Origin of the sequence: Bythopirellula polymerisocia (genome assembly GCF_007860015.1) — a bacterium.
In the GTDB taxonomy this organism is placed as follows: domain Bacteria; phylum Planctomycetota; class Planctomycetia; order Pirellulales; family Lacipirellulaceae; genus Bythopirellula; species Bythopirellula polymerisocia.
Genome location: NZ_SJPS01000005.1, coordinates 287,094 through 306,350, shown reverse-complemented (window position 1 = coordinate 306,350; position 19,257 = coordinate 287,094). Strand labels below are relative to the sequence as shown.

Annotated in this window: 14 protein-coding genes; 13 read left to right on the top strand and 1 reads right to left on the bottom strand. The window is 51.6% G+C overall.

What is annotated here, in order from left to right; all coding sequences use genetic code 11:
* Positions 1-108: 108 nt before the first annotated feature.
* Both Pla144_RS17100 and Pla144_RS17095 read left to right on the top strand, forming a co-directional pair.
* Positions 109-3,351 carry an Ig-like domain-containing protein gene (locus Pla144_RS17100; RefSeq protein WP_146451912.1) on the top strand — a complete coding sequence of 1,081 codons (3,243 nt, stop codon included), beginning with the start codon at positions 109-111 and terminating at the stop codon, positions 3,349-3,351.
* 19 nt (positions 3,352-3,370) lie between these two features.
* The gene (locus Pla144_RS17095) at positions 3,371-4,528 is read left to right on the top strand and encodes a DUF1559 domain-containing protein (RefSeq protein WP_197530767.1); all 1,158 of its coding nucleotides are present in this window, start codon (positions 3,371-3,373) and stop codon (positions 4,526-4,528) included.
* A 386-nt stretch (positions 4,529-4,914) separates the two neighbouring features.
* Here Pla144_RS17095 and Pla144_RS17090 read toward each other — a convergent pair whose 3' ends face one another.
* On the bottom strand, positions 4,915-5,778 hold the full coding sequence (locus Pla144_RS17090) for a LamG-like jellyroll fold domain-containing protein (RefSeq protein WP_146451910.1): 864 nt from the start codon (positions 5,776-5,778) through the stop codon (positions 4,915-4,917).
* A 613-nt stretch (positions 5,779-6,391) separates the two neighbouring features.
* Here Pla144_RS17090 and Pla144_RS17085 point away from each other — a divergent pair.
* From Pla144_RS17085 to Pla144_RS17035, 11 genes are all read left to right on the top strand, one after another.
* A complete protein-coding gene (locus tag Pla144_RS17085) occupies positions 6,392-7,453 on the top strand; it encodes a polysaccharide biosynthesis protein (protein ID WP_315851806.1) in 1,062 nt (353 codons plus the stop codon).
* Positions 7,450-8,568, top strand: a complete 1,119-nt coding sequence (locus Pla144_RS17080; protein ID WP_197530766.1) for a polysaccharide biosynthesis C-terminal domain-containing protein — start codon at positions 7,450-7,452, stop codon at positions 8,566-8,568. Before Pla144_RS17085 ends, Pla144_RS17080 begins: the two co-directional genes overlap by 4 nt.
* A gap of 23 nt (positions 8,569-8,591) precedes the next feature.
* Positions 8,592-9,725, top strand: a complete 1,134-nt coding sequence (gene wecB / locus Pla144_RS17075; protein ID WP_146451907.1) for a non-hydrolyzing UDP-N-acetylglucosamine 2-epimerase — start codon at positions 8,592-8,594, stop codon at positions 9,723-9,725.
* Between the two features lie 15 nt (positions 9,726-9,740).
* Positions 9,741-11,027, top strand: coding sequence for a glycosyltransferase family 4 protein (locus tag Pla144_RS17070; RefSeq protein ID WP_146451906.1), 1,287 nt, complete (start codon positions 9,741-9,743; stop codon positions 11,025-11,027).
* A gap of 31 nt (positions 11,028-11,058) precedes the next feature.
* Positions 11,059-11,955, top strand: coding sequence for a sulfotransferase family protein (locus Pla144_RS17065; protein ID WP_146451905.1), 897 nt, complete (start codon positions 11,059-11,061; stop codon positions 11,953-11,955).
* Positions 11,956-11,970: 15 nt separating this feature from the next.
* Positions 11,971-12,633, top strand: coding sequence for a sugar transferase (locus tag Pla144_RS17060; RefSeq protein ID WP_146451904.1), 663 nt, complete (start codon positions 11,971-11,973; stop codon positions 12,631-12,633).
* Between the two features lies 1 nt (position 12,634).
* Positions 12,635-13,867 (top strand): DegT/DnrJ/EryC1/StrS family aminotransferase, encoded by a 1,233-nt coding sequence (locus Pla144_RS17055; protein WP_146451903.1) that lies wholly within the window; start codon positions 12,635-12,637, stop codon positions 13,865-13,867.
* Positions 13,868-13,995: 128 nt separating this feature from the next.
* Positions 13,996-15,384: a lipopolysaccharide biosynthesis protein gene (locus tag Pla144_RS17050; RefSeq protein ID WP_146451902.1), complete on the top strand. Its 1,389-nt coding sequence runs from the start codon at positions 13,996-13,998 to the stop codon at positions 15,382-15,384.
* A 356-nt stretch (positions 15,385-15,740) separates the two neighbouring features.
* The gene (locus Pla144_RS17045; RefSeq protein WP_146451901.1) at positions 15,741-16,865 is read left to right on the top strand and encodes a hypothetical protein; all 1,125 of its coding nucleotides are present in this window, start codon (positions 15,741-15,743) and stop codon (positions 16,863-16,865) included.
* The gene (locus tag Pla144_RS17040) at positions 16,862-18,268 is read left to right on the top strand and encodes a glycosyltransferase (RefSeq protein ID WP_146451900.1); all 1,407 of its coding nucleotides are present in this window, start codon (positions 16,862-16,864) and stop codon (positions 18,266-18,268) included. The genes Pla144_RS17045 and Pla144_RS17040 overlap by 4 nt, the downstream gene beginning before the upstream one ends.
* Before the next feature lie 84 nt (positions 18,269-18,352).
* A complete protein-coding gene (locus Pla144_RS17035; RefSeq protein ID WP_146451899.1) occupies positions 18,353-19,249 on the top strand; it encodes an FkbM family methyltransferase in 897 nt (298 codons plus the stop codon).
* Positions 19,250-19,257 lie beyond the last annotated feature (8 nt).

Here is a 19,257-nt window from a genome sequence, read left to right as displayed (position 1 = left end):
CAATAGGGGTGGTAGCTTACATTTATTTCCCATTTAAGAAGTTGAAACACTCGAGGCATCTCAGTTCACGAGCTGTTATCGCGGACTACTGAAACTCTGACAAAATATATGCGAAGGCGAATTCAACATCTCGACTCCAAGCGTCGACACGCGGTCCAACTTTCGTTCGAAACGTTAGAACCTCGTGCCATGTTGGATGCTGCCGGTTTTCTCACCGGAGTGGATGTCCATCTAACCCTAAGCTTCGCGGCCGACGGCACGCAGATCGCCGGGCAAAGCAACGCCTTGGCAGCCAAATTCGATTCAATTGCACCTGAAGCCGAGTGGAAGGAGGTTATTCTGCGGGCCTTCCAAGACTGGGCTGTCAACACTAACGCCGACATCGGAGTGGTCACCGATGGGGGACAGTCTTTCGGCTCGGGGGGCGCCAGTCAAGGAGACTCGCGTTTCGGAGATATTCGTATTGGCGCTATCGCGATGGCACCCAATACAGGAGGAGTTTCCGTCCCTACCGATGGACGTGTTTCAGGGACCTGGTTTGCAGACGTCATATTTAACACGGCATTTGATTATCAATCCTTGGACGACATCTATGCTATTGCACTGCACGAAGCCGGGAACGTATTCGGCCTTGACGACAACAACGACCCAAACTCTCCCCTGCACACTAGCATCCCTCCTGAGGTCCATTTCCCGACGGCCAATGACATCGCCAATCTCCAAGCACTGCATGGTATACGCGCACCGGACCTCAATGAAGTACCCGATAGTGGCGGCGGTGGCAATCAGACGGACAACGACTCCTTCGCAAATGCGACGCAACTTGATACCAATGAAACTGCTAGCTTGATTAACGGAAGTGCACCATCAATCGTCTATGGCGACATCACATCCCAAACGGATCTCGATTTTTTCGTAATCGATACGCCTGGAAACTATACAGGGCCCACCACTTTCCAGTTACGGTCTCAGGGCATCAGTTTACTCGCCCCTCATTTGACTATCTATGACAATAATCATCAGCTCCTCGGGGAAGCGATGGCGACCCAGCGAACAGGTGACTTGGTCTCAGTGCACCTCCCCACTTTAGGAAGTACGGACAAAATTTTTATTAAAGTAAGTAGCGATAACACGGATGTTTACGGTGTGGGGGGCTATTCGCTGGTTGTGACCTTCGACAGCCGCAACGAAATCGATCAAGCCACGATCGATGCAATAGCTGGTGGTGCCTTTCGGTTTTTGAATTCAGAGGATCTCAGCAAGTTTTTCGATGCCGACGATCAGGAATTGTTTAATGACGATATGCACACGAACGATAGCTCTTCGGAGGCAACGGAACTTGAAACATCTCCAGGTTATGTCCAACATACACGATACGATGTGGTTGGAAGCATTGCCGACCCCTTCGATAGCGACTTCTATACGATTAAGGCTCCTGTGGTCGCTGATCCGCTTCTCAACGTCATGACCATTCTCATCCGCTCTATAGATGCGGGGGGACTCATTCCAGCGATTTCGTTACTTGATGAAGACGATCTTGCGGTTCCGTTTGAGGTCCTGTCTAACGGTGGGGGTGATCTAATCGTCCAGGTGGCGGACGTCACGCCGAGAAACGACTATCGGATTGAGGTCAAAGCAGCCACACCTGGCGCACTTTTCGACAAAGGAAACTATGAACTGACGGTATTCTTTGGAAGCCAGACGACCGTGCTCAACACATTGGCTTCCGCTGCGATTGGCAATGGAGTGGCCCAGAGAACCCACACTTTATATGTTGGCAAACCCCAATTATTTCACTTCTTGCTTCAGGCAGATTTAGCAGCGACCACCTCGCCCACAGCGTTGTTGGCAACCATCGTAGATGACCAAGGGACTCCAGTTTATCAGTTCGCCACCCGACCTGGGGAGACTCATTCGCGCGAGGCTGTGCTTTTGGAACCTGGTTCCTATACCGTGGCGGTTAGCGTTTATACTCTCGACGGGAGCACTCCGCCAGAAATCAACTACAAGGTGAAAGGCCTGGCAATTTCCGATCCTTTTGTCGGTGACCCGAACGATCCGACTGCCAATCCATTCGCTTGCCCCGAGATGCCAGGCTTCTTCTGCTACCCAGGCGATGTCATCAGTCCTGATCCATTTCTTTGGGACGATTTTATCTCAACACTAAGTGGAGATCCTCCTCCACTAGGTTCGGGACCACTCACCACACTGCTCTTTGGGGATTGGTGGACTTGGGTCTGGAATGAATTTGGCAGCAATGGCCCCGCGTTTGCTCAGGACGACACCTATCACACACCCACCGAAGGTACTCTGTCAGCTAGCGGAACTTTTCAGTCAAATCAACTCAGCGCCTTGACTGTTGGATCGGTGCAAGGAATCCTGGGCAATGATATTGATCCTGAGGGAGGACAGTTCATTGCCTTGCTTGTGTCGGATGTTTCCCACGGTACACTGCAACTTGATGTCGATGGAGGCTTTACCTATACCCCCAATCCTGGCTATGTGGGTATGGATACCTTTACCTACAAAACTTTCGATTTCATTGATGAGTCGGCTCCGGGCACAGCCAGAATTGTCGTGGGAATCTCAGCCGACTTTGATGCGGACGGTGCCGTCAGCGGGCGCGATTTCTTGACTTGGCAACGTGGGTTTGGTAAAGCTCCTGATGCCCAGTTGACGGATGGTGATGCCGATTTTGATGGGGGCGTTGGGTTCTCGGATCTCGCGGTATGGAAAGCTCAATACCCCGATTCATTAACTCCAACTCCTAGCAATGGCGATGCGGATGGGGACGGAGACGTCGATGGCAGAGATTTTCTCGCATGGCAACGCGGATATGGGATCGCCAATGGTGCCCAAGCAGCTGACGGAGACTCCAATGCCGATGGTACTGTCGATGCCGAGGACCTGTCTCTCTGGCAAACCAACTATGGTGGAACTTCCGGAGCAGAGTTGTCCAGCGCTCTCACAGTTGAAAACACTCCGTCAGTTGCGTTGGTTTCGAAAAATCAACTTGCCACACTTACGGTTCAAAGCGGTCAGATTCCAGTAACCCCGCTTCTCTCGACCGATCAACTTCAGACCCTTTTCCCTTTACGATCGGCTAAGACGCTACAAAAACCGCTTGAACAGTGGCACACTTCTCAGCCTGCCCTTTTGACTTACATACCCCACCCAAATTCATTAGATCGAATTTTCAGCGAGTACGCATCTCAGCGAAACTTTTCTACAAGGTCACCTGGAAAACATGCCCACAACTCTTACAACATGGCGGAGGTGAGTTCTCTTGATCTGGTTGATCATGTCTTTTCTTTGTGGATGCAAGACCAACGCAAAGAACTATTTCCTTAGCATCAGAAAAGAAGGCTGCATGCCTGGAAACGACCTATCTAGTGAACAACCTGAATCTGAACTTATTGTTGCTCCGCAAATACGTTGGAGAACGAATCACAGTTCCCCGGCATTCACGCTTATCGAACTGCTGACCGTAATAGCCATCATCGGCCTCTTGGTTGCACTCCTGCTGCCAGCCGTTCAGGCGAGTCGCGAATCGTCGCGGAGATTGCAATGTGCCAACAACCTCAAGCAACTAGGACTGGGCATACTAAACTACGAAAGTGCCCACGGCGAACTCCCTCGCTGTGGGATTGTGAATCCACGTAGAGACGATCTGAATCTGGTCGACATATACAATCCTTACAGCGGTAAGCAATTGAGCTGGATTGTGCTGGTGCTTCCCTTCGTTGAACAGCAGGATCTCTATGCCAAGTTTGATATAAACGTGAGTATTGATCGGCAAATCAATAACCCTCAGCAGCAGATTGTCTCGATGCTGCTTTGCCCTAGTGATGAGGCTCTGGGTAAATACTATGAACTACTCCGTGCAGGAATCGGCCTCAACTACGTCAAAGTCGCCAAAGGGAACTACGCCGCATATGTCAGCCCTTTTCACGTTGACCTCCAATACCTTTACCCGGGAGCATTGCTGGGCATCCCCCAGACATCCGGAAAGATAGTCGACGGGTTTTCGCGGACCTTAGCGCTGAGCGAAGTTCGTACATTGGACCATCCCTATGATGAACGAGGCGCTTGGGCCTTAGCCTGGAACGGTGCCAGCTTGTTGGCCTTTGATATGCACCCTGAGTCGATTAACGGAGATCCTAACGGTAGCGGTGAAGGGGACCCTTACATTCGCGAGAATCTTGCTCCATACAAAGGGAGTTCTGAAAGTCTTGGTGAGACACAACGCCCCAACAATCAAGGACCAAACTTGGATACTTTAAAGCAGTGCGCGGAGACCTACGATGATCTCCCCTCAAAAGCAGCTCAAGAACAAATGCCTTGTTCCCTCCATATCGGAGCTTTCGGAAAAATTGGCGTCGAGGGTCATTATTCAGCCGCTCCCCGCAGTCTTCATCCCGGAGGAGTAAACGCCACGTTTCTCGACGGGCACGTTGTGTTTCTCGTAAACGAGATCGATGAATTTACCATGGCCTATATGGTCAGTTCGGTTGATGAACAGCAGTAGACAAACTTCTTTGTGCCAATCAAATCCTCATCGCCGTCTGCCCCAACGACTAGTGACGCTGCGTCGAAAACTGCGAGTGCGATTTGAGCAAGAGCTCACCGCAAAAGTCCTTGACGCCCGCCGCCGCGAAGCCCTAATCCAGCGCCACCTGCGCACTATCGAAAACATCGTCTACGCCAAAAAAGCTGTCTCGCTGTGCTCCCAAGGATATTGTCGATCGCTATCAAGACATCTTGAACCTTGAGCAAGGCACTCTGGTGGTTGCTGGGCTAGCGGCAAAAGTCGAATAGGCACTCCGCGCTGTGAAGTACAGGCGAAAAAAGCTAGTTGAAAACCTAGCGACTTAAGCTGGGGAGCTAGCGACATTGATCGACTACGCAGAAGTACTATCTGCGTGAGCGAAGCCCTAATGCCAATGCCGCCGATAGCAGCAGGACGACCGAGCCAGGTTCGGGCACGCTGCCGGCAATGCGTACTCGTTCAAGTTCAGCCAATGACAAAGCACTGCCATAAACTCGGACGTCATCTTGCCATCCATTGACCGATGTATCGGCAGTGGGAGCGGCATCGGTGTATCCAACGCCGAAAAGAGATGTTCCCCCGTCAAGAGTTAGCTGAGGTAGGGTCTGATCGGAACCGAGTTGGCTGACAGCAGAACTCGCATCCCCAATATAGAATTTTGTATTGTTGGCTGCTTGAGTGCCATCGTAGGTGAGGGCAAGAAAAACCCATTTATTGTCCGCATCCACGTCGGCGTCAGAAAAACCGGCACCGAAATCTGCCGCTCCAGAACTAATGTTATTTCCCAGAAAAATCGCAAGGCGAAAATTGTCAGCGCCGACAGTGCCAGAGTTAGGAGTCGCATTCATGTTCCAGCTGAACCCACCGAAGTTGCCACTTGCTTGTTTTGCTATGAGGCGATTGTTGCCACTAGTATAGTTTGCAACCTTGAGCCAAGTGGTAAGTGTCAATGCACCAAGTCCGTCCAAGTCGGCCGCATCCCCCTCCAGAACATGAGCAAATGAAGGTGAATCGTTACGAAGATCGAGCGAGGAACCAGAGCCACTAGGGGTGTCCGATGAACGTGTTGCTCCCCCCATCAGTTGACCTGGAGTTTGGGGTGCATCGCCGGTGTCCAGCGCGTCGCCGCTGGCTTCGTCGAAGTTATAGTGCAGCAATGGAGCTGCCGACACCACCATGGGAAGAATTAAAACCAGAGTAGTCGAGAGAAAGAAACTCGTTCGTATCATTATGCTAACCTCTGCGATGCTATGCACGGAGTCTAAAGGGAAAGGAGGCGGATATCTCACCCGCTCACGCTGCTGATTATGCTCCCATCGCTAACAAAAAGCAACATTTTTATGGATTTCCTGGAGAAGCAGGCCGCACCTATTTTCATAAGTCGTTCATTTACATAGGCTTGTGACGATGTTCAACTAGGATGAAACCGGGTAAATCATCGAGGTAAAATTGCGATTTCCCCGATTCGCTCGGTTCTGGCCAGCGAATCCCAGTCACAATCTAGAATAGACCTGCTGCAGGAACTGACGTGTCGTACTGAGCCGGATCCGATGGGGTAAGGAATACTCGCTCAAATGAACTGGTGCTCCGCGACTAACTCGAGCGCAATCAACCAGACTGCTAGCGATGCTCGCAGGGATTCTGGGGTTGTCTCGGGGAAACGAGCGGTCGTACACTGACCGCGCAAGTGAAGAGGGCCGACTCCACCCGCAATTGAGTTCGGCTGCTCGACATTGACTGCGCGGCGAAACCCACCGCGCCCCTTGGGGAAATAATATTACCCATGAAGTTGTGAACCGCTCGGCATGGATGTCGTGAGGCACGACCTGGATTTCTCGCAGAATGGAAGCTGCTCCGATGTTTGATGGACAAACATTGCTTGTCACAGGTGGCACCGGTTCTTTTGGCCACGACTTCTCGCGCCTGGTTCTCGGCCAACACCAACCCAAGCGTGTCATTGTCTATAGTCGCGACGAAAAGAAACAACACGACATGCGACTGGAGTTCGACGACTCGCGACTGGGGTTCGTGATCGGGGATGTCCGGGATCGCAATCAACTCGTCATGGCCATGCGGGGAGTGGACTACGTCTTCCATGCCGCGGCGCTGAAACAGGTTCCTTCCTGCGAATTCTTTCCGATGGAGGCGGTCCTCACCAATGTGCTGGGGACCAACAACGTGCTCGATGCGGCAGAAATCAACGGTGTCAAGAAACTGGTCGTCTTAAGCACTGACAAGGCCGTCTATCCGATCAATGCCATGGGACAGACCAAGGCTCTTATGGAGAAGCTGACCCTCGCCCGAGCGAAACAAGCAGAGACCGAAACTATCTTTTGTGGAGTGCGCTATGGCAACGTGATGTACTCGCGTGGGTCGGTGATTCCGTTGTTTGTGAAACAAATCACTAGTGGCATGCCGCTCACTATTACCGACCCGGACATGACTCGGCTTCTGTTGCCGCTGGCCGAGGCGGTGCGTTTGGTGACGTTTGCGATGGAAAACGGGGAACAAGGCGATATTTTTGTTCGCAAGGCCGTAGCAACCACCGTGCAGACGTTGGCTGAGGCAATGTTGAATCTATTCGGCGCGAACAATCCGATCGAGGTCGTGGGAGTGCGGGCCGGAGAAAAGTTGCACGAAATCCTGGTGAGTGCGGAAGAACTCACCCGCGCCGGGGACTGCGGCGAGTATTACCGGGTACATTGCCACCGCGATGAGAACTACGACGACTATTTTGTGCGGGGAATCATCTCCGAAACGATAGCTCGTGAGGGTTATACCTCCGAGAATGCCCCGCAGCTTTCCGTCCGCGAGACGGAGCAGTTGTTGCTTGAACTTCCTGAAATTCACCGCGACCTGCAGCAATGGCGTCCGCAGGGCGCAAGACTACGGAGGGCCGCATGAAAACACAAATTATTGGCGTAACCGGGCCGGGCGGTTTTGTTGCCGGCCATCTGATTCGAGCGTTGCTGAACCAGACCGACATGCAGATTCTTGCCCTCCCACGCGATACTTGGGAGGACGATCGCCTGTTGGGAGATTTTGTTGCCCAGTGTGACACCATCGTCCACTTGGCGGGGATGAATCGCGGCAGCGAAGAAGATATCTATAAGACCAATGTTGCGCTGGTCGACAAGCTCGTAGCAGCAGCAGACTTAGTTGGCACGCCTTTGCACATCGTGTTCGCCTCGTCCACGCAGCGGGATCGCGATCAGGGTTATGGCCGTTCGAAGAAGTATGGCGAGGCACAATTCGCTGCCTGGGCCGCGCGGAGTACAAATCGAGTAGCGACCAGCTTAGTGATTCCGAATGTGTATGGTGCTGGCTGCCGGCCCTTTTACAACTCAGTCGTGGCCACCTTCTGCCATCAATTGGCCAAGGGTGAAGAACCGCACATCGACCAGGACAATCTCGTCGAATTTATTTGGGTCAATGAACTCGTACAGCGGATTGTCGAGAGCCTGGGTTTGCGTGAGAAAGGCGTTGTGCGACTGGCCGGGACAGCGAAGATGCGAATCAGCGAGTTGCTTGCCAAACTCCAACACTTCCGCGAAAGCCATGCTAAGCATGACACTGTGCCGAACATTTCGGCTCCTCTGGACGCTAGTTTGTATGCGACCTATTTGTCGTACCTCGACTTGCAGCAACACTGCCATCGCCCACAGGTTCATACCGACGAACGGGGCAAGCTGTTCGAGGTCATCCGGATGGCGGGCGGCGGGCAGGTGTTTTTCTCGACGACCAAACCGGGGGTGATCCGGGGAAACCATTTTCATACCCGCAAGATCGAATGGTTCTGTGTGCTAGAAGGAGAGGCAGTAATTCGTCTCCGCAAGGTGGACGACAGCGAGGTGCATGAGTTTCGAGTTTCGGGCAACTCTCCGCAGTTCATTTCCATTCCCGTGCTGCATACCCATCAACTTGAGAACGTCGGCGAGCGAGATCTGCTTACGATGTTTTGGTGCAACGAGATTTTTGTGCCCGAAGATACGGACACGTACTTCCAGAATGTCGCTTGACGATCACCACACAGGAATTCGGCATGACAAAGCAACTCAAAGTGATGACGATCCTCGGCACCCGTCCCGAAATCATTCGACTGTCGCGCGTGATGCAGCTTCTAGATCAACACACGGAGCATGTGTTGGTGCATACAGGGCAGAATTCGGACTACGAGTTGAACGAAGTCTTCTTCAAGGATCTGCGGGTGAAACAGCCTAAACATTTCCTTTCGATCAGCCGCGATTCCTTAGGGCGAATCCTGGGTGATGTGCTCATCAAGAGCGAAGAGGTCCTGCGTCAGGAAAAGCCTGATGCGGTCGTCATCCTGGGGGACACGAACAGTTCGTTTGGTGCGATCATCGCCCGGCGGATGAAGATACCTGTCTATCACATGGAGGCAGGTAACCGGTGTTTTGATTTTAATGTGCCTGAAGAACTCAATCGCCGGATCATCGATCACATTAGCGACTTTAACTTGGTGTATACGGAGCATGCCCGGCGAAATCTGCTCGCCGAAGGCATTCACCCTCGGCGGATCTATCTCACGGGCTCTCCGATGCGGGAGGTGCTCGACGACAATCGCAAGAGTATCGAGGTGAGTGATGTGCTGGATCGCCTGGAGCTTAAGCCACAGAAGTTTTTCCTGGTGAGCATGCATCGTGCTGAGAATGTGGATGTCGAAGAGCATCTAACTCAATTGCTTGAAGCGATTAACGAGCTCGGCGAGAAATACCAATTGCCGATTATTGTGAGCACCCATCCGCGTACGAAACATCGATTGGAAAAACTGAAATTCGTCTCGAGCGATCTGGTTCGGTTTCTTCCTCCTTTTGGGTATCACGATTATGTCCGCCTGCAATGCGATGCCTATTGCACGCTGTCAGACAGTGGCACGATTAGCGAAGAAAGCTCGATTCTCGGTTTTCCAGCAGTGACGATGCGGACCGCGATGGAACGTCCTGAAGCGATGGACTCGGGGCACATTGTGCTCACCGGGCGTGATCCAGAAACGATTCTGCGGAGCGTGCAGCTTGTGGTGGAAAGCGCGGCCAGCGATCGGCAGCAGCGCATTGCCAAGGAATACGAAGTGACTAATACGTCCTACCGCGTTCTAAAGTTGATCCTTGGCACGGCCAAGTTGGGGCACCTCTGGGACGGCATCGTGGCGGCATGAGCTGAAAGACAGCGTATGTATTTCATTTTTGCGACATTGAGAATCCTCGCCGTTTACCGCCACTACTGGCCCGATGCGACTCCCTACGCGCGGCTGTTGAAAGCCATCCTGGAAGAGCAGGTCCGCGAAGGTCATCAAGTCGACGTGTATTGTAGCCAACCCGGCTACAACGACATACAAATCTCGCGCCAGACTAGCAAGGAAATGATCAACGGCGTCTCGGTCAACCGCATTAGCCTGCTGCCCGAGAGAAAAGGATGGCGCCTGATGCGCTTGGTCAACTCGGTGCTGTTTCTGGCACGTGCGGTCTGGCACGCCACAGTTCGCAGAAGATACGACTTGCTGATTGCCAACACGCATCCGCCGGTGCTGATCGGCTTTGCCTTGCGAATCATCAAGCGACTTAGTGGCGCGGAGTTTATATTGCATGCCCAGGACATTCATCCTGAGGGGGCATTGCTGGCGGGGGATTTGAAATCAAGCGGTCTCTCAAAACTTGCCATGGCGATCGATGCGAAAAGCTGCAACGCTGCTTTGCGAGTGGTCACACTGTCTGAGGATATGCGGCGAACATTGCTCGATCGGAAAGGAAGCTCTGCGAGCAAAATTGTCGTACTCAATAATTTTGCCTTGGAGTCGGAACACTCTCAAGCGGACAGTATTGATAGAGATGAGTCTCCAGTTTTTCGCATGTTGTTTGCGGGAAACTTGGGGCGGTTTCAAAGTTTGGAAAGACTCTTGAATGCGATCCAGCATGTGCCACAAAGCGTGCCTTTGGAATTGACCTTTATGGGAACTGGCTCGCAACTTCGCGAGCTTCGCAGATTGGCAGCAGAGCAGGGGGGGGCGCGAGTCCACTTCGAGCCGTTTCAAACGCCGGATGCGGCGATTGCCCGCATGCGACGTGCAGACTTGTGTATCGTATCACTTGCTGCTGAAGTCTACAGGATTGCCTATCCAAGCAAGACGATGACGTACCTGGCGGCAGGCTGCCCCCTACTGACAGTCGTCGAACCAGAGAGCCAATTGGCAGGCGAAGTTCGCCAGAACGAATTAGGCTATGTACCCACCTCGACATCGCCTGGGGATATAGCCAAGTGCATCGAATTTGCCTGGCTGGATCGCAAACGCTGGTCTTCGGCGGAGCGTGCCGAACTCACGCTCCGAGGAGAGATGTTGTTTGGCAAAGAACAAGCATTGTTGACATGGAATAGACTCATTCATCAATGTGCTCAAGAACTCGGCGTCGCGGCGCAATCATTGGGCGCATTACCTACACAAATCGAACGGCAGGCTGCGTAACTCGCCACTCGTAGGAGTCCTATGAATCGAGATGAGTGAATTCAAGTTTCAACCTGTGATCATCATCGGAGCTGCACGCTCAGGCACGAACATGGTGCGCGACCTGTTGACGCAGATTCCGCGAGTTGCAACTTGGCCCTGTGACGAGATCAACTATGTGTGGCGCTATGGCAATGCGAGCTATCCCACGGATGAGTTGCGTCCCAAGCATGTGACTCCGAATATCAAACACTTTATTCGAAATCGCTTTGCTCGTCTCGCCTCGAAAACCGGGGCGCATTGGATCGTGGAGAAGACATGTGCCAATTCCTTGCGGGTTGACTTTGTTCGAGAGATTGTCCCGGAGGCTAAGTTCGTCTTTCTCGTGCGTGATGGATTGGATGTCGCCGTGTCGGCAAACAAGCGCTGGCATGCACCACTCGATTTAGCTTATGTACTGAAGAAGTCGTTGCATGTGCCGATGCAGGAATTTCCCTACTATGCAGCCCGATATCTGGCACATCGAGTTCGCCGTCTTGCAACTCAAGAGAAACGGTTGCCAACCTGGGGTCCGCGGTTTGCTGGTTTAGATGAGTCGGTCCAGAGAGACACGAACCTTCAAACGTGTTTCACTCAATGGAATGTGTGTGTGGAGAGTGCTCATAATTCGCTCTCCAGCTTGCCGAGATCGCATGTTCATTTCCTGCGCTATGAAGATTTCGTCGCCCATCCGAAACGCCATCTCAAAGCCATGTGTAAAGACTTGGGGATCTCGTGCAAGGGTGGGACCCTACGCGAACTTGCATCGCAAGTGTTTGAGAGCAGCGTGGGGACCGGCAGGAACCACCCTGAGTTGCAGGCTCTTGAAACGCAGACGCAGACAATCCTCCATGACCTTAATGTGTTGTGGAATCCTCACGAATTATCGTCCTGTTCAAGAGCTGCTTAGCAGAAATTTACAAACGTGCTTACACGCCAACAACAAATCGTCAAACGCACCTTCGATGTGGTATTGTCTGCTGTCGGGCTAGTGGTGTGCGTGCTGCCAATTGCCTTGGCGGTGTTAATCGCGCGGATGGAGACTCGCCGCAGTGGTATCTTCCGACAAACGCGTGTGGGACAAAGGGGCCGTTTGTTCTCGGTCTACAAGATACGCACCATGCACGATCTCGCAGGGATCACGACGCACGTAACCCGCAAACACGATCCTCGCATTACCCGCTCGGGGCAGCTTTTGAGGCTCACAAGAATTGACGAGCTTCCTCAGTTGTTCAACGTTCTCAAAGGAGACATGAGTCTGGTCGGCCCTCGTCCAGATGTGCAAGAAGTCGCCTGGCGACTCAAGCAAGAAGCACCTCTCGTGTTGACAGTGCGGCCTGGTATCACCGGTCCGGCATCACTCAAATATCGCGAGGAGGAGGAAATCCTGGAGATGTGTGCCGACCCTGAATGGGTCAATGAGGCGATTTTGTTTCCGGACAAGATGCGGATCAACACGGCTTACGTGCAAAACTACTGCTGGCAGCTCGACTTGAAGTTTCTCTGGCAGACCATTTCGGGCACCGGAGAGCGGGCCAGCATCAACGACATTTCCAAGCAAATCGCTAATCGACGGAGGGCTGCTTGAAATGACCATAACACAGCCAACTCGTATCAACGCGATCGCCAGTAGTTGGCCTGTCTTTGATGAAGAGATGATCGATGCCGCGGCGCGAGTGCTGCGTTCGGGCAAGGTGAATTACTGGACCGGTGACGAGGGCCGGCAATTCGAAAAAGAATTTGCCGACTTCGTTAGTACGAAACATGCCATCGCGCTTGCCAATGGCACGGTTGCCTTGGAGCTTGCACTCTATGCCTTGGGGATTGGCCCAGGGGATGAGGTGATTGTTCCCAGTCGGACCTTTATCGCCACTGCCAGTAGTGTCGTCGCTCGTGGTGCGCGTCCAGTATGCGCCGATGTCGATCGAGATAGCCAAACGATCACAGCGGAAACGATCGAACCTCATCTGAGTTTTCGGACGAAAGCCATTATTCCCGTTCACCTGGCAGGCTGGCCCTGTGACATGGTGCAGATATTAGACTTGGCTCGAAGCCGAAATATTGCAGTCGTAGAAGACTGTGCCCAGGCGCATGGTGCGATGTATCGCGGTCGGCCCGTGGGGAGCTGGGGAGACATGGCGGCGTTCTCGTTCTGCCAGGACAAAATTCTCACAACCGCTGGCGAAGGGGGCATGTTGGTTACCAATAGCAACGTGCTCTGGCAAACAGCTTGGAGTTACAAGGACCACGGCAAAGGGCATGAGTCGTTCTATCACCCCAAGCCTTCTTCGGCTCAGTTCCGTTGGCTGCACGACGGATTTGGTTCGAACTATCGGCTCAGCGAAGTGCAATCGGCAATCGGCCGGATCATGCTCAAGCGGCTACCAGCCTGGCGGGAGATTCGTCGAGCCAATGCGCTGCAACTAGCGGAGAGTTGCCTGGAATGTCCTTCTCTTCGGACCCCGATTCCGACAGGGGACATTTTGCACGGTAATTACAAGTTCTATAGTTTTGTGCGGCCCGAGCAATTGGCCCCGGGCTGGAATCGCGATCGCATCATCTCGGAGCTTCGTGGAAGAGGCGTCCCCTGTTTTAGCGGATCTTGCAGCGAGATCTATTTGGAGGATGCATTTCCCGCCGGTTGGAGACCATCGCGGCGTCATCCGGTCGCCAAGGAACTTGGTGAGACTAGTCTGATGTTTTTGGTGGACCCGACCCTCACACAAAGGCAAATCCTAAATTGTTCGCGTGATATCACGAGCGTCCTAGGCTGTGCTACCAATGCCTGTGCCCCGGGCTATTTTCGGGGCAAAGCTGCTTGAGGTCGGAGGGCTTGGGTCGGCAGCAGACAAGCGACGTTGTGACAGCACAAACAAGCTCCTATACTCCGCCCCCGTTTTAGATGTTGCATTGTGCGCAGACAAAAGCACTAATTCTTCGAGAACTCGACGTGCCAGCCCCGCCAAGTAGTCTAGTGAATTCGCGGATATCGCCGCTGTCGGGCAGTGACAGTTCGGTGAAATCAATTGAGAAGTCCGTACTGGCCAAGATATCTCTGCGCAATAATGCTGCCTGGATGTTGGTTGGGCGAGGGACTTACTTTGTGTGTCAGTTCGGCATGTTGGCTGTCTTGGCAACTCTGGGTTCACCGGAAGTAGTGGGACAGTTCGTCCTGGCATTGGCAATCTGCAATCCGGTTTTCATTTTCGCAAGTTTGCAACTCCACGTGGCGCAGTGTACGGATGTTTCCAATGAGTATTCCTTCTATGATTATCGGCGACTGCGCACTATCACAAGCTTATCAGCCATGCTCATTGTCTGTGCAATAGCGGGGATAGCATGCCAATGCTGGTCCGAGCGTAGCCTAGTGTTTGCGATGGGGTTTGCCAAATGTATCGAGTCGTATAGTGATATTTACTGCGGCCGCATACAGAAACACGAACGGATGTTTGCCGTGGCAATTTCGTTGATGCTGCGAGGCGTCACTGCATTGTTGGCAATGACCGTTGTCTTTTATTTGACACGAAACGTTGCCTGGAGTGTGGTGGCGATGGCATTTCTGTGGTTGGGAGTCTTGATCCTTCACGATGCGATCATGGCGAAGAGATTTGTACTAGCAGAATCTCCAAATCCACTGACAGACCTTCAAACGGTACGGCAACTCAAGCGGTTAGCTTTCCTAACCATACCACTTGGGCTCATGGCTGGCTTTTGTGCTTTAGAAGCGAACTTGCCTCGCTACATCGTTCAAGGAGTATTCGGAACCCGCGAACTTGGTGTTTTGGGAGTGATGGCCTACATCACTCTGTCCGGCAATACGGTCATCTCCGCAATCGGAATGGCAGCTATTCCGCGGCTTGCTTCCTTGTATGGAAATCAGGAGAGAAGTGCATTTCGCTTGGTGTCAAGCAAATTGTTTGCAATTGGAATTTGTACCGGATTGAGCGTGGTATTGTTTTCGGTTTTGCTGGGGCATACCTTCCTGAGTAACGTTTTCGGTCCTGAGTATGCGGACAACTATCAGTTACTTGTAGTCATGTCTCTTGCGGCCACGTTGCAGTACGGCTCGACCATGCTTTCTGTTTCGTTGAGGTCAATGGGACTATTTCGCACGGCTTTATTGGCCCACGTCATTTCTTTTTTCGCCACTCTCATTGCCTGCGTGATACTAGTCGATTCCAGTGATTTGTTGAGTGTTGGCTATGCACTAATCATGTCTGCGCTAATCACTCTCGGAGTCTTTGCTGCCCTGGTGCTTTGGCAATTTAAGCAAATCAAATCAACAAACGTATCGCAGTTGGCCTACGAATCGCAGCTATACGAAGAGGTCGTCGCATGAAGTCAGCGACAAATCACCGCACGGAAGCAACGGTTGCAAATAGTGTTGCATTGCCTATAAGGGCTACCAGAAAAGCTTGGACCGGAAATCTAACCCGATCTGGTTCGCGAACACGAGTCTCGACATTAGGAATAAGCTGTTCCAAGTATGCGCGGTTGTATCCGCTGATCTTCTTTGAGACCTATTTAATATGTTCCTTAGTTGTATTCGCTTTTGGCCCCGTCGAGTTCCAGATCAGCAACCCTCTCAAGCTTTATACTTTTGCAATCGTCGGACAGATTGCGATTGCAGTAGGATATCTGACGGGAATTGCCAAGGCTCCGACTCTCTATTGCAACCCGCTATCAATTTCGAAAATGTTGAAGTTGGCAATTCTTGCCATGCTGATCATGTCGCCCATCACGATCTACAATCGTGATCGTTCGGAAGTATCGATCACAGAGGCCATCACGAACCCTGGAGCAGCCTATGCGGCTCGGGCAGAGAGGTTGAATAATCGCGAATCGGCGCCTCTTGTGTCGATCGTTCGAGCTCTCTTAGGTCCAATATTCGGACTATTTGTACCGTTAGGTGTGATTCACTTGAAAGGTAAACGAGATGCTTGGAAGACACTTTGGCGAATAGGGCTATTGAGCTTGCTCGTCGAGTCGATCCTCGTTGGTGCCGCAAAAGGGTTGTTCGACTTGGCACTTGTTCTCCCCTGGTTATTGTGGTTGCGATTTCATACTGGAAGTTCCACCGAGTCACAGCACTCGACCAGGACTCAGGCGCGAGTAAATCGCCGGCGAAATTGGTCGTTTGCTCAGAAAGTCCTCCTCGTATCTATCACATTATCAGCTCTTCTTGCTGGCATTCTCTACTTTGGCTATTCGAGGCAATCACGTTATGAACTGTCGGGCGGCAGTTACCCTCTATGGACGACTTGTTGGTCGAAAGATCTCTATGGCGTTACGTTGCCAGAGTCCGTGGAGTATCCCGTGTATATGTTGTCACGATACTGGACCCAGGGGTATTTAGGATTATCGGAATGTTTAGAGCTTCCTTTCGAATGGAGCTTTGGAATTGGTCATTCAACCTTTTTGATGCGCTATGCAGGTATTCTCTCTTCAAATCCTAACTACTTTCTCAACAAGTCTTATCCCTACCGCTTGGAGTCCGAAACTGGCTACAGTGTTGCCCACTATTGGCATACGATCTATCCGTGGTTAGCTTCGGACTTGTCTTTTCCTGGATCGATTCTAGGTATCGCGGTACTCGCTTATTTATTGGGCCGTGCCTGGAAAGATGCGATGTGGGGCCAAAATCCCTTCGCCGCGGGGTTTCTGGGCCAAATCCTCCTTCTGTTCTACTACATTCCTGCCAATAACGTTCGCTTGATGTTTTCTGAGGAAGCTATCGCGTTCTGGGGTCTCCTGTTCTTGTGGAAGATAACTAGTCGCACGAGAAGATATGCACCACGACAATTTGGAGTAGCTAGGTGAAAAAGAAGCTTTTTCCCAAAGTGGCAATCGTGTCGTGCAATCCCATGAGGGCGGACATCTCCAATGGGTTACTCATGCGATCCTTGTTTTCTTCCTGGCCCAAGGATCGACTCACGCAAATCTATTTCCCTGTCGGAGCAAGCTATCCACCTGAATTTGATGTCTGTGTGGACTATCGAAGAATCAGCTCCTTTGGCACGGTAGAGCGACTCCAGGAGAACCTTGCAACAATTGAAGAAAAAAAAAGCTCTCTTCACGAACAAGAAGTCTCCAAGTCGCGCACAAGACACAAACTACTCGTCGCACTGAAGCAGCAGAAGCAGTTGTTCCAATGGTCAAAGTGCCTGCAGGAGATATGGTACGGTCATTCCTGGATCGGGCGTACGCTTCGTCAACAGTTGAAAGACTGCAAACCCGACATTGTGTACGCTTTGATTGGGAATTACTCGCTTGCCAAGAATACTCTTTTGGCTTGCAGGCATCTCAGAATCCCCTTATTTATGCATGTAACCGATGACTACGTCAGCTCACTTTATCGATCGATGCCGTTCGGCAAAACAATTGCGGCCGCTTCAGAGAGTTGGTTTAGTCAATGCATAGATTATTCCTGTGGACGGGCAGGCATCAGTCCGTCCATGGCGGAGGAATATGAAGCGAAATACTTGAAGCCATGGGACACGTTTACTACAGGAACTTCGCCTGATTCTTATGACCCCTCACCAAGGCCTTCCGATGGGATCGTTCGCTTTATCTATGCTGGAAACCTGGGGCTGGAGCGCTGGCGACAACTTCGCGCACTGGCAGCAGCATTGAATGAATTGGCCGCACAAAGCAGTCGCCAATTGAGTCTGGATATCTACTCATCAGCAGAACAGATCAATGCCTATCGAAAAGATTTGGAAGTGTCACCTATTGTAAAGCTGCGAGGATGGTGCCCCAGTGAAGAACTGCCTCGCGTATTCCAAGACGCAGACGTACTCGTCCATGTGGAGAGCTTTGATGAGGACGTTACTGCCCTGACTAGATTGTCACTGTCAACCAAACTTTATCAATACATGATGGCTGGTCGTTGTTTGCTAGGATTCGGACCAGAACATCTGGCATCAATGAAATTAATTCAGCAAACCACCGCTGGAGTTGTGGTGTCGACGAATCAAGTGACTTCAATTGCCGAAGCGATCCGGGAAAACTGTCTCGAAGACAAGATTCGACTCAAGTGTGGACTCCACGGTCGAGCTTGGGCAAAGCGCTGGGGTGATATTCATCAAGAACGAGAGCGATTTCGCCAAGCATTGGTTAATGCCTTAAAAATCGACAGGAGCCTTGAAATTAAACAATCTACTCTCCGCATGACACCATTCAACAAGGATCACTCAATTGCGTGGCGCTCAAGGGCGAGTTAGATTTCGTTTCAATGTATCGACGACGCCTGGAGTTCCGGGCGTGATCAGATAGGAAATACATCAATCTCACGAAAGGATCGAATCATGGATCTTGCTTGGAAAATGCTTGAACGGGTGCCACCATCTTTAAAGGCTTCAGTGAAACGCTGCACGAGTACCGAATTGAGACTCTGGCTGCGGGATCGTCTCGGCGTAAGTGATCGCTCAATTCCTGATAAGATTGTAACAGTGAAAGATGGGCGCCGATTTCATATCGGTCCCGACTATATCTACCTGCCACTATTCGTATCAGGCGAATTCGAGCCTGCCGCTACAACTGTAGTCAAGAGATTGCTCCGAAAGGGCGATCATGTTGTCGACGCCGGCGCGAACTATGGTTGGTATACCACGCTTTGTGCAGAAATTGTTGGATCTAAGGGCTCCGTCTACGCTTTCGAGCCAGTTCCCTCAACTTTCGATCGCCTGAATGAACACATCACACTCAATAGCAATAGTGACTGTGTAGTGGCAGAACAACTCGCACTAGGAATAGAGCAGGGTGAGACCTACGTCCACCTCTTCAACGATCTATCTCACTCAAGGTCGTCGATTTCCAACTTGGGAAGAAATCATTTTGTCGTTCATTGTGTGCCTATGACAGATCTCAAATCTTATTTGGAATCCCGTCGAGTCGATCACATTGATTTTCTCAAATGTGATGTAGAAGGATCGGAATTGATGGTACTGCAAGGTGCAGGTGAAATCCTTGATAGAGTCAATGCTCCAATAATACTAATTGAGCTCAATGAGGAAACCGCACCAGAGTTTGGATATCAACCCATCGATATCGTCAACTATTTACGAGACCGAGGATACGATTCCTTTTACGGTATCGAAGCAAAGAATACTATCTGTCGGATCAAGGATCCGCAAAAAGTTGCTAAGCTCAATCCTCTGTTGTGCTGCAAAGGCGATCGTATTGAGAAACGCATGGGTAGCTGAATGGAATT